Below are 15557 nucleotides of genomic sequence, written 5' to 3' on the forward strand. Positions count from 1 at the left end.
GGAAGACAAATTTCAGTCTTTCAGTGAGTTTTGAATGTAGTTTTCCAAAGGCTTCGGAAAAGACCTTTCATGAAAGGCTTCAAAGTCTGTGACAATGTACTGATTCTGCTCTGTAAAGCTATTCCAGGCCGCCTCAGACACTACTTCTATATCGGTAATTTCAATGGTCAGGTTCTTGTGGGTCAGCTTATGGGAAATTGTTTTTGTGTTTCTGATAAAGGGTTTGAGTTCCGCTGGGAACTCTGATAAAAACTCAAATAATTTCTTCCAGATAAAATCGTCTTTTCTCTGCTGAATTAAAAACTGTCCGTTTCTGTGCACAAAATAGTATTGTAGAGCAAGGTCTTCTGCTTTTACTTTTTTGGTCTTCACCGGAAAATCAGAAACTTTCTGTAAAGAGAATGCTAGACAGTCTTCATTCACAGGACATTCCCCACAAAGAGGATTCTTGGGTTTACAAACTTCGGAACCTATGTCCATCATAGCCTGATTAAAGTCGCCTGCACTTTCAGGCATTATCAGGAAGGCCAGTTCAGAAAAATAGGTAAAGGCTTTTGAACTGGAAATATCGAAATCATCTGCAAAAATACGGCTCAATACTCTGTAAAAGTTGCCGTCAACTGCTGGCATTCTTCCTCCAAAACAAATACTTGAAATAGCGGCGGCGGTATATTTTCCCACCCCTTTCAGTTTTAAAATCTCTTCATACTGTTCCGGAAATGTACCTTGATAATCATTCATAATCTGCTGAGCGGCCTTATGGATATTGATTGCTCTTGAGTAATATCCCAATCCTTTCCAGTATAACAGAACCTCATCTTCTTCAGCTTCAGCTAAAGTTTTTACATCGGGAAATCTTTTAATAAAGCTATTATAATGACCCAGCCCCTGACTGATCCTCGTCTGCTGAAAAACAATTTCGCAGATCCAGATTTTGTAAGGGTCTTTCGTCTGCCTGAACGGCAGGTCTCTTGCATTCTTCTTGTACCAGTTTAAAAGCTTGTTTCCAATATGGAGAAAGCCCGAACTTTTATGATCTTTTTCCAAAAACCTCAGTCTGTTTAAATAATTGAAGGAATGCTTAGCTTAATATACAACTACACTCCCGTTATGCAAAGATAAACTTATTTTGATTTATAAAGGATTGAAGCCGGGAGCTATAAATATCATCAATAATAAGTGCTGATCTATCTTTATCTTTTTTATAGTATTTTGATTTTACAATGTCTTTCTATACCTATAACCAGAAGCAACTTCCAGCTTCCTTCTTCCAGCCATTGATTATTTATCTTTTTTAATGGAATATACCGGAGCTGCCTTCAGCCATTGGTAGTTAAGGTTTCTGTCTTTTCTGATCAGAGTATATCCTTCGAGCCTTTTCAGATAGACGTACATGGAATCATTTTTAAGCTTAAGCCTCTGGTGTGATAAAAACATGAAAGGATAGTTCATGACAGAATCTCTCACTGTTTTCAGGATTTTTCCGTTTCTCACCTGGTAAAGAAAGAACGGCTTTCCTCTCCCTGATGAACTGTCTACCAGTTTTACAGAGGAACTTCCGACCACCAGTTCACTGGCGTCAAAACATTCTTCTTCATTCATGATATAAGCTTTCCCTTCCTGGCGTTCGTTTTTAAAATAATCTATTTTATAATGATCAGGGCTTTGATATTTCTTTTCACAGCCTGTCAGAACAAGCATTACAGCTACCGGGAGAGCATATGTTTTTAAGGTTATATTAATTTTCATGTGATTTGGCAGTAAAAAACCGATGTAAAAAATGCATCGGTTTTTATTATTAAAAGTTGGGTTGTAATTATTCCTGAGTATACTGTGCATCCCATTCGTTACCATCATCACCCTTGTGTCCGTCTAGTTTGATAACGAAACTTTTTGTAGGGAAATAAGGCGTCATACGGATGTCAAGCCATACTCTGTCTTTGTTTACTCTGTCCTGTTCAAAACGAACAATTTTGAACTTTTCGATCAGTTTATCCGGGCCTTTGATGTTGTCCAGGAATGTTACAATCTGTCTTCTCAGATCATCTTCATTCTTGGCATTCCAGTTTTCAAAAGCTCTTCTGTTCAGGAAGTCCAGTAATACTTTGGTTACATAGTCGAATACACGAACTACGGAATAGGTCTGAAGACCAATGTTATCTCCTGTGAATAATGTTTTCGCAGAGAAAGCCATGATCTTTCCATATTCATTAACCATTGGTACAAGTCCCATTTTTTCCAACTGAGAAATTTCACTTTTCTTCAGTTCGAATTTTACGGCATCTACTTCGTTAATGTTACCGTGTTTTTTACCTGCTGCTACCTGAGACATCAGTGTTTTGTGGATTTTTCCAGCTAATGAAGTGGAAGGCGGAAGTTCTACGTTTTCCTCTTCTCCTACTTCTTCAGCTTTTCCTCTACCCACTAACCAGTTACATGTCATGATCACGTTACTTCTGTGAAGCTCACCACCTGTAAGGTTGGCAGAGTGGAATAAATCTACCACATCATCCGGCTTATCAAGGTTGGCGAAATCTGTAACCATCATTACTTTGTTCTCGTTACAGATCTTAGCCCATTTTTCAATCACTTTATTGGATCCTAAATATCCAGGAATCGCAAGAAGTGAGTAGTTATCTCTAAGGTCTAAACGGTCATAGTAATTTTTGAATTCTTCAGAAATAGCATCAATGAACAGTGGATTATCCAGATCTGAAACCTGTTCAAGGCTGGCGTTAACGATGCTTACGTTATCTACTTTATCCAGTTCTGTATTTTTATAGAATTGAGCTACTGTTCTGTAGTTGGTTTCCAGCATACGGACTGCATCGAGTGTATTTTTCAGATTGGTTTTTAAATTCTGATCTGCGGCCTGAGCTTTTGTCTTGCAAGTATCGGCCATTTTATCTGCAGATTCGTTTCCTTCCAACAGGCTAACCCACAGGTTAATTTTCTGGAGAAGTTCTTTTCTTTCCTCTGCTTTATTGGAGTCGTTCAGGAAGATTTCTTTTCTTGCCTTTCTTGTTGGGTTCATATTGGCGATACCGTCTACAACGGATTCAACAAAGCCAAAACCTCCCATTTTATTAAGCTCTGCAAGCGGGTTGCCCTTCGGCTGCCCGGAGTGCTGCTGCTGTTGTCCCTGCTGCTGGCTTTCTTGTGCTTGTAATTTGCTATCCATGATTTGATTTAATGTAATTATTTTTCAAGTTCTTGTGCCACTTCTTTCAATACTTCAATGAACGCAGCTCTTGTCTGATCGTTCTCCAGCATATTACGCAGTATCTTATTGGTTTTCAGCTGGCGTACGATTTTATTGTACTGCTCCTGTTCCATGCTAAGCTGCTGTAGATAATCTGATTTTTGGGTAAGACTTTTGGGTGTAAAGTCCCCAAGATTCTGAAAACGGAATTCTTCTTCTACCATACCGCCATCCTCTGTTTCATGCTGTACCGCTACAGAAGGCTGGAAATGTCTGAAGACATCTTCTACGGTTTTTAATCCTGTTACAATTTCAGGGGTATACGATTCTTCTGTTGTAAGCTGGCTTACTATCAGTGATTTATTTTCCTGTATTTCCTGGATAGCTTCATTAGCGTCTACTTTTACCTCGTTTCCGCCAACACCATAATTAAACATTGCCATATTATTATTATTTTGAGATTTCTGATTTTGATTAGGATCTGTCTAAGAGCAATTTACTGATATACTCAATAAATTACTAATCCAATGTTTAAATTTAAAAAAAAACTGTAACATACAAAATTTTGTCAAGATTTTTCTTGAAATATTTAATTTAACCAATTATATTATAACGGAATATCATCTTGTTATGTTGTCACTAAACTATGAAAAATAAAATAAAAACGCACCATTTCTGATGCGTTTTTATTTTCTAACAATTTTTTGGCAGGTCTTACCAAATTTTTATTCTGTCCTGTGGGGCTTTGTACATTTTGTCTCCAGGTTTAATATCAAATGCTTTGATAAATGCATCCTGATTAACCAGCGGCCCAAATGCTCTGAAAACTCCCGGAGAGTGAGGATCTGTCTTCACCTGATTGATCATAAACTGATCTGTAGCTTTTGTTCTCCATACGGTTGCCCAACTCATAAAGAATCTCTGATCCTGAGTAAATCCGCTGATCTTGCCCGGATTTCCTTTATCTTTAAGATACATCTGAAGGGCGTCGTATGCAACCGCTACTCCACCCAGGTCACCAATATTTTCACCGCTTGTGAATTTACCGTTCACGAAACTTCCTTTTACGGGTTCATAAGCGCTGTATTGGGCTGCCAGTTGTCCTACTTTTGCATCAAAGTTTTTACGGTCCTGATCTGTCCACCAGTTATTCAGGTTTCCGTCGCCATCAAATCGGGAGCCGCTGTCATCAAATCCGTGGGAGATTTCGTGACCGATTACTGCTCCGATTCCTCCGAAATTAACTGCGGCATCTGCCTTCGGGTTATAGAAAGGAGGCTGAAGGATTGCTGCAGGGAATACAATTTCGTTATTTGATCCGCTATAGTAAGCATTTACCGTTTGCGGAGACATTCCCCACTCTGTTTTATCAACAGGTTTTCCTACTTTATCTAAGCTTCTCTGATACTGCCATGCCGAAACATTCTGCAGGTTTGAATATAATGTAGCTCCCTGTTTTGGAGACTCCACTTTTAACTTTGTGTAATCCTTCCATTTGTCAGGATAGGCGATCTTAACCGTAAATTTAGAAAGTTTTTCCTGAGCTTTTACTTTGGTAGCCGGAGACATCCAGTCTATATCATTAATATGCGTTTTGAATGATTTTAAAAGGTAGTCAATATAGGTTTCCATCTGAGCTTTTGCTTCAGGAGTAAAGTATTTTTCAACATATAATTTCCCGAAAGCTTCTCCCAGCACACTATTCACAAGAGCAAGCCCCCTTTTGTTCATCGGGCGCTGTTCTTTCTGCCCCTGAAGATATTTGGAATAGAAATCAAATCTGATCTGTTCAAGTTTGTCATCAAGATTGCTGGCATTCCCGTTGATCAGGTGATATTTCAGGTAGTCTTTTAATAGCGGAAGATTTTTCTCTGTCAGGAACTGATCCATATTCTGATAATATTTCAGTTCACCAATGATAACACGATCTGTATTTACTCCAGCATCTTTCAGGTATTGTGCAAGGTTGATGTTCTTAATGATACCTGACAGTTCGGATACATTTTTAGGGTTATATCTAAGGTTGGCATCTCTGTTCTGCTCCAAAGTCAGCAAATAATTGGCAAGCTGCTTTTCAAAAGCCACCACATTCTGAGCCGATTGTGCAGAATTCTTATTTTCCAAAACATCAAACAGCTTTCCTACGTAGGTCTGGTATTCTGCTAATGTTTTTGTATTGGCATCATTTACTTTTTGGTAATAATCTCTTCCCAATCCTAGATCAGGACCGCCAAGATATACTGCATTCATGGTAGAATTCTTCATATCCGCACTTACTCTCCATCCATAGAAAGAGTTGTCTCCCAATTTTGTAGCTTCAAGAAGATATTTCTGAAGGTCATTAAGGTTTTTAATGGCATCAATCTTTGCCAGATCTGCTTTAATCGGAGCCAGCCCGTCTGCATTTCTTTTATTTACATCCATAAAAGATGCGTACAGATTCTGAATTTTCTGTCCTTCTGATCCTTCTGTGTAAGTTTCGGATAAAATTTTGTTCAGAATATCAAGGGAAGCATCATCCACATTTTCTCTCAACGCATTGAAAGACCCCCAACTTGCTTTATCTGAAGGAATCTGAGTAGTTTTCACCCAATTTCCGTTCACATAGCTAAAAAAGTCATCCTGCGGGCGGATACTTTTATCCATATAAGATAAATTAATCCCTTCCTCTTTCATTTTTCCTTTTACCGGTTCTGCAACGGCAGCTGTAGTTTCAGTTTTGTTTTCTGTTCCAGCCGTTTTAGCCGTACCGCACGAATTTAAAAATACAATACCCGAAAGGGCCAGTATTCCAATATTTAGCTTTTTCATTAAAGATAATTTTTGATTGTACACAAACTGATCAAATATACGAACTTTAATAATAAATAATGAGCGATAATTCATAAATGATAACAAGTCTACATCTTGAGTTTGAAGATTTATGGGTATAGAGATAAAAATATTATGGAGATTGATGTGAATGTTCATTTTGGTTAAAGCTGATGAAATGATTACAAATTAGCTCCCACCTAATACCTAATACCTAAAAAAACAAAAACCGCCCATTAATGAGCGGTTGGGTATGTTTACCAGATTTTGATTCGATCTTCAGGAGCTTTATATAGCTGATCTCCTTTTTTCACATCGAAGGCTTTGTAGAAAGCATCAATATTAATCAACGGGGCAAAGCTTCTAAGGTATCCAGGAGAATGTTTATCAATCTTTATCTGAAGAAGCAGGTATTTTTCTGGTGCTTTGGTTTTCCAGATGGTAGCCCAGCTCATAAAAAATCTTTGTTCAGGGGTAAACCCACTGATTTTTCCGGGATTCCCTTTATCGTTTAAATACATTTGTAAGGCATCGTAAGCAATATTTACACCACCTAGATCGGCAATGTTTTCTCCGTTAGTGTGGGTTCCGTTGATGAAAGATCCTTTCACAGGCTCATACTTGTCATATTGGGCGACAAGTGCTTTTGTAGCTTTCTCAAAATTGGCTTTATCTTCAGGCATCCACCAGTCTACCAGATTTCCGTCTCCATCGAACTGAGCTCCTGAATCATCAAACCCATGGCTTATTTCGTGACCGATAACGGCTCCTATCCCACCAAAATTTACTGCTGCATCAGCTTTAGGATTAAAGAACGGAGGTTGAAGAATGGCTGCAGGAAATACAATTTCATTGTTTACAGTTCTATAATAGGCATTTACAGTTTGCGGTGTCATTCCCCATTCTGATTTGTCAACGGGTTTTCCTATTTTTTCCAGTTTCTTATTATAATTCCATTCAGCAATATTCTGAAGATTTTTATACAAGGTACTTCCCGGAATAATTTCTAATGCTGAATAGTCTTTCCATTGATCCGGATAGCCCACTTTTACACTAAACTTATTGAGCTTATCCATGGCTCTCTCTTTGGTGGCGGCTGACATCCATGTCAAGTTTTTGATGTGAACCGCAAAACTTTTCTTTAAATAATCAATCAGTTCAACCATCTGGGCTTTAGATTCGGCCGGAAAATATTTTTCAACATATAATTTACCGAAAGCTTCTCCTATATTTCTGTTAATCAATTCAAGTCCTCTTTTATCCAATGCTCTCTGTTCCTGCTGACCGAATAAGTATTTTCCATAAAAGTTAAAATTAATAGTATCCAGCTTTTCACTTAGATAAGTTGCATTCCCATTAATCAGATGAAATTTCATGTAATCTTTAATCACCTGAATATTTGGGGCATTTATTAACTGATCCAGATTTTTGTAGTAATTCAGTTCTCCAATAATAACTTTATCTGTATTTACGCCTGCTTTTTTAAGATAGGCAGGAATATCAATTCCTTTTACCAGTGCTGAAAGCTCAGCCATCGTCTGAGGATTGTACTGAAGGGTATTATCACGGCTCTGCTCGTTTGTTAAATAGGTTTTTGCAATGCTTTTTTCATAATCAACGATTCCTTTTGCAGCGGCATCCGGATTGGTATATCCTAATTCTTTTAACATCAATGCGACATACTTCTGGTATTCAGTAAGAGCTTCTGTATTTTTTTCATTGATTTTCTGGTAATAATCCCTTCCTAGAAGCCCTAAAGATGGAACTCCCAAATAAACAGCATTCATTTTAGAATTTTTACGATCTGCACTTACAGACCATCCATAGAAATTGTTTTCTCCACTTTTTGTAACAGAAGCCAGATAGTTCTGAAGATCAGTAAGATTTTTGATGGCATCAATTTTATTAAGCTTTTCCTGAATAGGTTTAATTCCATCCGCATTTCTCTTCTGCATATTCATGTAACTGGCATACAGGTCCTGAATTTTCTTACCTTCACTTCCTTCAGCAAACTTATCTGTCAGAAGAGAGTTCAGAATTATCATGGAATTATTATCCGTATCCTCTGCTAATTTGTCAAAACTTCCCCAAGCCGGTTTATCGGCAGGAACTTTCGCTGTTTTCATCCATGTTCCGTTCACATAATTATAAAAATCATCCTGTGGGCGAACCGAAGGATCTATTGCTGCGAGATCTAAACCTTTCTCTGTATGATTAACTGCTGTTTTAGCCGTTTTAGTTTGTGCATTCATTGTATTCTGTGCAGAGATCCCTGTTATCAGAGATAAAGAAAATATCAGCTTTTTCATTGGTATCCATTTCTTAATAGGTATATCCTGATTTATAGTTTGTTACATGATGATGTAAATTCACTTCTAAAATCAATATTTTTAAATCCTGGATAAGGTCGATGGAATGGAATATTTATTGAAAAAGTGGGCTAAAGCCCAGAATAGGATCAATAATACAATATAAGGTGAGCGGACTAAAGCCCACTCCTCTTGAATATAGCAACCCTTCAATTTATAATAGTAAATGACAGAAAAGCAAGTTTGTAGTTTCAAATTCATTAGTTAATTTAAATAAGAAACGTTTATTACAAATTAGCCCCCACCTAATACCTAATACCTAATACCTAATACCTAAAAAAACAAAAACCGCCCATTACTGAGCGGTTGAGTATGTTTACCAGATTTTGATTCTGTCTTCCGGAGTTTTATATAATTTATCTCCTTTTTTCACATCGAATGCTTTGTAGAAAGCATCAACATTAATTAGCGGACCAAAGCTTCTGAAATATCCCGGAGAGTGTGGGTCAGTTTTCACCTGATTAATCAGGTATTTCTCGCTGGATAATGTTCTCCATACAGTAGCCCAGCTCAGGAAGAATCTCTGATCCTGAGTGAATCCACTGATTTTTCCCGGGTTTCCTTTATCTTTCAGATACATCTGAAGGGCGTCGTAAGCGATGTTTACCCCACCTAAGTCTGCAATATTTTCACCGTTGGTGAAAGTACCGTTTACAAAAGTTCCTTTTACAGGCTCATATTTGTCGTATTGAGCAGCAAGAGCTTTTGTTGCTTTTTCAAAGTTTGCCTTATCTTCAGGGGTCCACCAGTCAACAAGGTTACCGTCTGCATCAAACTGAGCGCCTGAATCATCAAATCCGTGGCTCATTTCGTGTCCGATTACTGCACCGATTCCACCAAAATTCACAGCTGCATCTGCTTTAGGGTTGAAGAATGGCGGCTGAAGGATAGCGGCAGGGAATACGATCTCGTTGTATACCGGGTTGTAGTAAGCATTTACAGTTTGCGGAGTCATTCCCCATTCTGTTTTATCTACAGGTTTTCCTACTTTAGCCAGCTCTCTGTTATACTGCCATTCGCTGATGCTCTGAAGGTTTTTATATAGAGTACCTCCTTTTGATTCAGGAATGATTTCTAATTTTGAATAGTCTTTCCATTTATCTGGATAAGCAACTTTCACGGTAAATTTGTTCAGCTTCTTAAGGGCTTTTTCCTTGGTTGTTGATGACATCCAGGCTAAGTTGTTGATGTGAACTACAAAGCTTTTCTTTAAGTAATCGATAAGTTCTACCATTTGGGCTTTAGCTTCTGCAGGGAAGTATTTCTCTACATACAGTTTACCGAATGCTTCTCCCAGATTACCGTTAATCAGCTCAAAACCTCTTTTATTCAATGCTCTTTGTTCCTGCTGGCCTCTTAAATATTTGCCATAGAAAGCAAATTTCATGTCGCCCAGTTTCTCACTCAGATAAGAAGCATTTCCGCTGATCATATGGAACTTAAGGTAGTCTTTAATAACCTGAAGGTTCTGTGCATTTACCAGTTTATCAAAGTTTTTATAATATCCTAATTCCCCAATGATTACTCTGTCTGTATTTACCCCTACTTTTTTAAGATAAGAAGGAAGATCAACTCCCTTTACCAGTGTTGAAAGTTCAGCCATCGTCTGAGGATTGTACTGAAGGGTATTATCACGGCTCTGCTCGTTTGTCAGATAGGTTTTTGCAATGCTTTTTTCATAATCAACGATTCCTTTTGCGGTAGCATCAGCATTTTTATAGCCTAATTCTTTCAGCATAGAAGCTACATATTTCTGATATTCAGCAATAGCTTCTGTATTTTTTTCGTTTACTTTCTGATAGTAGTCTCTTCCTAAACCAAGAGAAGCTTCGCCTAAGTAAACAGCGTTCATATTAGAGTCTTTCAAATCTGCATATACTCCCCATCCGTAGAAAAGATTTTCGCCCTCTTTTGTAGCAGATGCCAGATAATTCTGAAGATCTGACATATTCTTAACTGCATCAATTTTACTCAGATATTCCTGAATAGGCTTGATTCCGTCTGCATTTCTCTTCTGCATATTCATGTAGCTTGCATACAGATCCTGGATTTTCTTCCCTTCGCTTCCTTCTGCAAATTTATCTTTCAGAAGAGAGTTCAGGATCGTCATGGAATTGTTATCCGTATCTTCACCCAATTTGTTGAAACTTCCCCAGGTTGGTTTATCGGAAGGGATTTTAGCGGTTTTCATCCAGGTTCCGCTCACATAGTTGTAAAAATCATCCTGCGGACGAACTGAAGTATCCATAAGGCTGATGTCTAAGCCTTTATCAATGCTGTTTGCTGCTGTTTTAACGGCTTTTGCCTGTGCATTCAGCGTAGTCTGTGAACACACGCCCGCCAGTAAAAACAAAGAAAGCGTTAATTTTTTCATTATGATAACAATTTATGCTATAAGTATATTTTTTTTAAAGTTTGTTACTTATATGTGAAACAAATTTAAATAAATATCACGAAGTAACCACCTCTTTTACGTTTCCGGTTCTTTTCAGGAATCCCCACGACTGCATTTCTCCTTTCAATGCTTTTCTTAAGCTTCGAAATAAGACAATATACATCAGCCATCTGTATCCGAAGCGCTGCGGAATTACATACAACAGCCCGGTTAATTTTTCCCGCTGCATGATAAATGCTATTAAAGCTAACGAAGCATCCACCAAAAGGAAAATCAGATAGTAGGTAAAGATTTTCTCTCCATTTCCGGAGAGAATTCCGAAAAACATCATCAGATCAGCCAAAGGCGAAAAGAACGGAATAATATACTGGAACAGCAGAATATTAGGCATCGCCCACAATCCTAGTCCTTTATATTTCGGATTAAGGAAAGTCTGGCGCTGTTTCCAGAACATCTGCATAATTCCGTAGGTCCATCTGAAACGCTGTTTTAAAAACTGTTTTACAGTTTCAGGAGCTTCCGTCACAGCAAAGGCTCTGTTTTCATTGGCTACGGTATATCCGGCTTTCAGAATTTTCACCGTTAGATCGCAATCTTCAGCCAAAGTATCTGAAGAATATCCTCCGATCTCTGCTATCACCGACTTTTTAAATGCGCCAATAGCTCCGGGGATTACGGTAATGGCATTAATGTTCGCATACGCCAGCCTGTCAAAATTCTGACTGGTAGTATATTCTATCGATTGCCATCTGGTCAGCCAGTTTACTTTATTTCCCACCTTTACATTCCCCGCTACGGCTGCAATTTTTTCTTCAGGAGCTGAATTAAGGAATCTTGCGATCATATATTTTACGGCATCCTTCTGTAATTTGGTATCTGCATCAATGCAGACTACATATTCAGCATTGGTCTGTGCAATTCCAAAATTAAGGGCGGTAGCTTTTCCTCCGTTTGTTTTGGCAAAAATTTTCAGCTGCGGATGATCCGGAAACGCTTCTTTTGCTCTTTCATAGGTTGAATCCTTACTTCCATCATCTACCATAATAATATTGAAATTCGGGTAGGTTTGCTTTAACAGGCTATTCAGGGAAGAAACAATATTCACTTCTTCGTTGTAGGCCGGAACAATGATGGATACTTTAGGATAAGAATCCAATACAGGGAATCCACCTAGTTTTTTTTCTTTTTTTCGTTCTTTAAGGGCCCAATAAGCCATCAAAATCAGTCTGATAAGCCCCAGAATAATAAAGATGGTGAAAAGCGCTACCAGAAAATGGCTTATTCCGTAGATTACAGTTGCCAGTACGAGATTGAGCTGCATGATGTAATAGGATTTAGTTTTAGGAATTTCCGGCATCAGTTCGCTTTTGCTTTTATGTAAAATACTGGCAAGATTGGTGAAATGATATCCTTGCTTTTGTAATGTCGGAATTAAAATTTTAAGAGCTTTTACGGTTTCTTCTCTGGTTTCTCCTCCCGCATCATGAAGCAGCACAATATTTCCCCGCTGCTGTTTTAATCCTGTCATTACTCTTTGTATAATTTCATTTGCTTTTATTCCCGGCTGCCAATCTTCGGGGTCTATATTTTCGCCTATATCCAGATAGTTTTGCTGTCTTGCCAAGGCAACAGGAATAATCTCTTCCGGTGTAGTAGGTTCGGAATCTGCATTATAAGGTGCTCTGAATAAGATGGTGCTGTGACCTGTCACACATTCTATCAGAAGTCTGGTGAGCTTAAGTTCAAGCAGGGCTCGCTCAGGGCTTACTTTAGCCACATTTTCATGGGTAAAGGTATGATTCCCGATCTCATGACCTTCGCGATAGATTCTTTTAACGAGTGGAAGATTCTTTTCGGCATTCAGACCTACAAGAAAGAAGGCTGCAGGGACATGGTATTTGGATAAAACATCAAGTATCTGAGGAGTATACGTTTCATCCGGGCCATCATCAAAGGTGAGAACAAGCTCTTTCTGGGGCGCTTCACCATATTTTTTCACTTCGTAGGAACTTGGATAGGTTACATAATTTTCATCGGTGATGATCTTTTCTTTCGGATCAATTTCAAGGGCGATCTTTCCGTCGTGAGGGGTATTCAGAACATCCAGTACTTCCCCGTCACCAATATAGTCTACCATAGTCTGCCCTTTTACATTTTCCAGTGTTTTTAAATTTAATGTTGAGAGCCCGGAAAGGGTAAGGTTCTTATCATAAAAATTCCAAACTCTGCTGTCTTCACTTCCCAGTCTCCAGAGTGCTGTTCCAGCCAACGGATATTCTGAGGAATAACGCATCGTATTGAAAATAGAAGCTGCATCGTTGAAAAATACAGTGTGGGTATTATTTTTAGAATCGGTATAGGAATAATTGAGATTAAAAGTATTGTCGTCAAAGTTCATCACAGCCTTACTTGCGCTGGCTTTGGTGATTGCCTGCATATAAGTAACAGAGGTGTTGTCATCTTTATTTGTACTCCAGTCGTAGCCGTAAGCTCCCAATCCGAGGATAATTTTGTCGGGAGATGTTTTCTTTAAGATCTTATCAGTCTGCGCTTCAATCCATTTCTGTGAAGAAACAGGACCGGCATCACTATCAGCTGAATATTCATCATAAGCCATCAGGACGAAATAATCTACGTAAGGATTCAGTTTCTGAATATTATAATCGTCATTATCCGTCATAATATCCATGGTAACAAGCAGTCCGTTTTTTTTGAAAGTTTCTGACAGCTCTTTCATAAAGGCAATAAGCGGCTCATCAGAATCCAGATTCATATCTTCAAAGTCAATATTAATTCCTTTGAAATGAAGTTTCAGACACTGCTGCGTTATTTTCCGGATCAGCTGGCTTCTTTTCCGAGGGTCTTTCAGAACTTTGCCCAATCCTTCAGAATGAAATTCCTGCTGGAAGTTGTTACTCAGAATAGGCATAGCCGCCACACTGGTTCTTCTGATGACTTTGTAGCCCTCCGGATCGACATTGGTTTTTAAATCTCCCGTTTTAGGATCGAGGAAAAACCATTCCGGAAATACCAGATTGATATGTCTGATGTTTCTTTTTAAAGACATCAGCGACTGCGGATCCCAGGCAACATAAAACGCAGAACGGATTCCTCCCGGAAACCGGGACCAGCTGAGATTTTGATTTTTACGTCTTTCTGCACGCGCCTTTTCAATTTTGGCAAGGCTGGTATGCATTGTTTTTTCAAAAATAAAGCTTCTGAACCCTTTGTATTCTTTAGAAATTCTGTTTTCCTGGAGATAAGGTTTACTGGCAGTAATTACTGCTTTATAATCTTCTTTAAAAGGAAGTTTTGGGCTTTTATCCAGTTTCATCATCAGCCCTAAAGCAAGAAAAAGCAATACCGCAATGAAGATAAAAATACGGCTTCCCCACTGTACGCTTTTCCAGCGTTTTTTGCTGTCGGTCTGAAAAATCTGTTTTGAGTTTTCCACGTTTTGAAATTTATAAAACAGAGCTCAAAAAGCGTGAAAAATGATATTTATTTTAATTAAAAAAAAATTAAAAATTTAATATTCTATCAAAAGTCCCACCAGATCCTGAATAATCTTCTGGGAAACAAAATTCATAAAATCAAGTCTTTCCAGATGAGGCATATACAGCCTGGAAGTTACCTGCTGATCATGAAGCTGAATAGTATAATAAACCGTTCCAATTTCTTTGCCATCCTCTCCCTTTCCGGGACCTGCCACCCCTGTTGTAGATAAGGCAATATCTGTATTGAATAACTGCTGACATCCTTTCGCCATTTCCTGTGCTACCTGCTCACTTACCACTGTGAACTGATCTACGGTAACCTTTGAAACATTTAAGATCTCAATCTTCTTTTCTGTGGCATAGGTAACGATTCCGCCTGGGAAATAGGCTGAGCTTCCCGGATTGGATGTGATCATCTTTGCCAGCTCTCCTCCTGTACAGCTTTCTGCGGTGGAGATGGTCAGTTTTCTTTCAGTAAGAATTTCTGCCAGGATTTTTTCAATCTTATCTTCTGAAACAGCAATTACATGATCTCCCACCAAAGGTAGAAGTTTCTGAATTTCATTTTCGGTCTGCTGTTTTAAGACTTCTTCATCACTTCCGGAAGCCGTCAGTCTCAGTTTTACACGGGTTCCTACAGGTAAATAAGATAAAGAAAGGTTTTCAGGAAGGGCCAATTCCCAATCTTCAATCATGTCTGCAAGGATGCTCTCGGGAATTCCCACCACAGAAACAATTCTTGTATGGATATAGTCAAGATTGAATTTCTCTTTCAAATAAGGAATAATCTGGTCTTTGATCAGCGGTTTTACTTCATAAGGAACTCCGGGAAGACTGAAACACAGCTTTCCATCCTGCTCCATCATCATACAGGGAGCCGTTCCGAAATGGTTTTGAAAAACAACGGATTTTGTAGGGACAAAGGCCTGTTCTTTATTGCGTTCAAGAATATCAATACGGCCACGTTTTTCCATATAGGCTTTAAGGTGCTCAAATGTTACCTCATCCAGTGCAATTTCGTCATTGAAAAATTCTGCCAGTGCTTTTTTGGTCTTATCATCTCTTGTAGGACCTAAACCACCTGTTGTAATGATAAGTTCACCCAGGTCAAAAGCAGTGCTTAATGTATTTTTAATAGTATCAATTTCATCGGAAATCGTAAAGATCTGTGAAACCTGAATTCCTATATTTTTGAGTTCTGCAGCGATAAAATTAGAATTGGTATCTACCGTGTTTCCGGAAAGGATTTCATCGCCGATGGTGATCAGAACAGCTTTTTGCAT

Annotated in this window: 9 protein-coding genes; all 9 read right to left on the reverse strand. The window is 38.5% G+C overall.

Going from position 1 to position 15557, the window contains the following annotated elements:
* Window positions 1-12: 12 nt before the first annotated feature.
* The 9 genes from mutY to J2Y40_RS07720 all read right to left on the reverse strand — a co-directional run bounded on the left by mutY (window position 13) and on the right by J2Y40_RS07720 (window position 15557).
* Window positions 13-1047: an A/G-specific adenine glycosylase gene (mutY, locus tag J2Y40_RS07680; protein WP_309998172.1), complete on the reverse strand. Its 1035-nt coding sequence runs from the start codon at window positions 1045-1047 to the stop codon at window positions 13-15.
* Window positions 1048-1281: 234 nt separating this feature from the next.
* Window positions 1282-1749 (reverse strand): hypothetical protein, encoded by a 468-nt coding sequence (locus J2Y40_RS07685; protein WP_231128765.1) that lies wholly within the window; start codon window positions 1747-1749, stop codon window positions 1282-1284.
* Window positions 1750-1816: 67 nt separating this feature from the next.
* The gene (locus tag J2Y40_RS07690; RefSeq protein WP_153399015.1) at window positions 1817-3181 is read right to left on the reverse strand and encodes a DUF5458 family protein; all 1365 of its coding nucleotides are present in this window, start codon (window positions 3179-3181) and stop codon (window positions 1817-1819) included.
* Window positions 3182-3198: 17 nt separating this feature from the next.
* Window positions 3199-3645: a type VI secretion system contractile sheath small subunit gene (locus tag J2Y40_RS07695; RefSeq protein ID WP_047096402.1), complete on the reverse strand. Its 447-nt coding sequence runs from the start codon at window positions 3643-3645 to the stop codon at window positions 3199-3201.
* Window positions 3646-3916: 271 nt separating this feature from the next.
* Complete coding sequence (locus J2Y40_RS07700; protein ID WP_309998175.1) at window positions 3917-6013, reverse strand: M13 family metallopeptidase; 2097 nt, start codon at window positions 6011-6013, stop codon at window positions 3917-3919.
* Window positions 6014-6270: 257 nt separating this feature from the next.
* Window positions 6271-8322 (reverse strand): M13 family metallopeptidase, encoded by a 2052-nt coding sequence (locus J2Y40_RS07705; RefSeq protein ID WP_309998179.1) that lies wholly within the window; start codon window positions 8320-8322, stop codon window positions 6271-6273.
* A 376-nt stretch (window positions 8323-8698) separates the two neighbouring features.
* The gene (locus J2Y40_RS07710; protein WP_309998181.1) at window positions 8699-10756 is read right to left on the reverse strand and encodes a M13 family metallopeptidase; all 2058 of its coding nucleotides are present in this window, start codon (window positions 10754-10756) and stop codon (window positions 8699-8701) included.
* A gap of 76 nt (window positions 10757-10832) precedes the next feature.
* Window positions 10833-14231 carry a polysaccharide deacetylase family protein gene (locus J2Y40_RS07715; protein ID WP_309998184.1) on the reverse strand — a complete coding sequence of 1133 codons (3399 nt, stop codon included), beginning with the start codon at window positions 14229-14231 and terminating at the stop codon, window positions 10833-10835.
* A gap of 75 nt (window positions 14232-14306) precedes the next feature.
* A complete protein-coding gene (locus J2Y40_RS07720; RefSeq protein WP_309998186.1) occupies window positions 14307-15557 on the reverse strand; it encodes a CinA family nicotinamide mononucleotide deamidase-related protein in 1251 nt (416 codons plus the stop codon).

Source organism: Chryseobacterium sp. 2987 (assembly GCF_031456375.1).
GTDB classification, from domain to species: domain Bacteria; phylum Bacteroidota; class Bacteroidia; order Flavobacteriales; family Weeksellaceae; genus Chryseobacterium; species Chryseobacterium vaccae.

What these genes read in the sequence shown, in the direction of transcription:
- J2Y40_RS07695 (WP_047096402.1), bottom strand. Translation starts at nt 3,645, where the DNA reads ATGGCAATGTTTAATTATGGTGTTGGCGGAAACGAGGTAAAAGTAGAC.
- J2Y40_RS07720 (WP_309998186.1), bottom strand. Translation starts at nt 15,557, where the DNA reads ATGCAAAAAGCTGTTCTGATCACCATCGGCGATGAAATCCTTTCCGGA.
- J2Y40_RS07690 (WP_153399015.1), bottom strand. Translation starts at nt 3,181, where the DNA reads ATGGATAGCAAATTACAAGCACAAGAAAGCCAGCAGCAGGGACAACAG.
- J2Y40_RS07685 (WP_231128765.1), bottom strand. Translation starts at nt 1,749, where the DNA reads ATGAAAATTAATATAACCTTAAAAACATATGCTCTCCCGGTAGCTGTA.
- J2Y40_RS07705 (WP_309998179.1), bottom strand. Translation starts at nt 8,322, where the DNA reads ATGAAAAAGCTGATATTTTCTTTATCTCTGATAACAGGGATCTCTGCA.
- J2Y40_RS07700 (WP_309998175.1), bottom strand. Translation starts at nt 6,013, where the DNA reads ATGAAAAAGCTAAATATTGGAATACTGGCCCTTTCGGGTATTGTATTT.
- J2Y40_RS07710 (WP_309998181.1), bottom strand. Translation starts at nt 10,756, where the DNA reads ATGAAAAAATTAACGCTTTCTTTGTTTTTACTGGCGGGCGTGTGTTCA.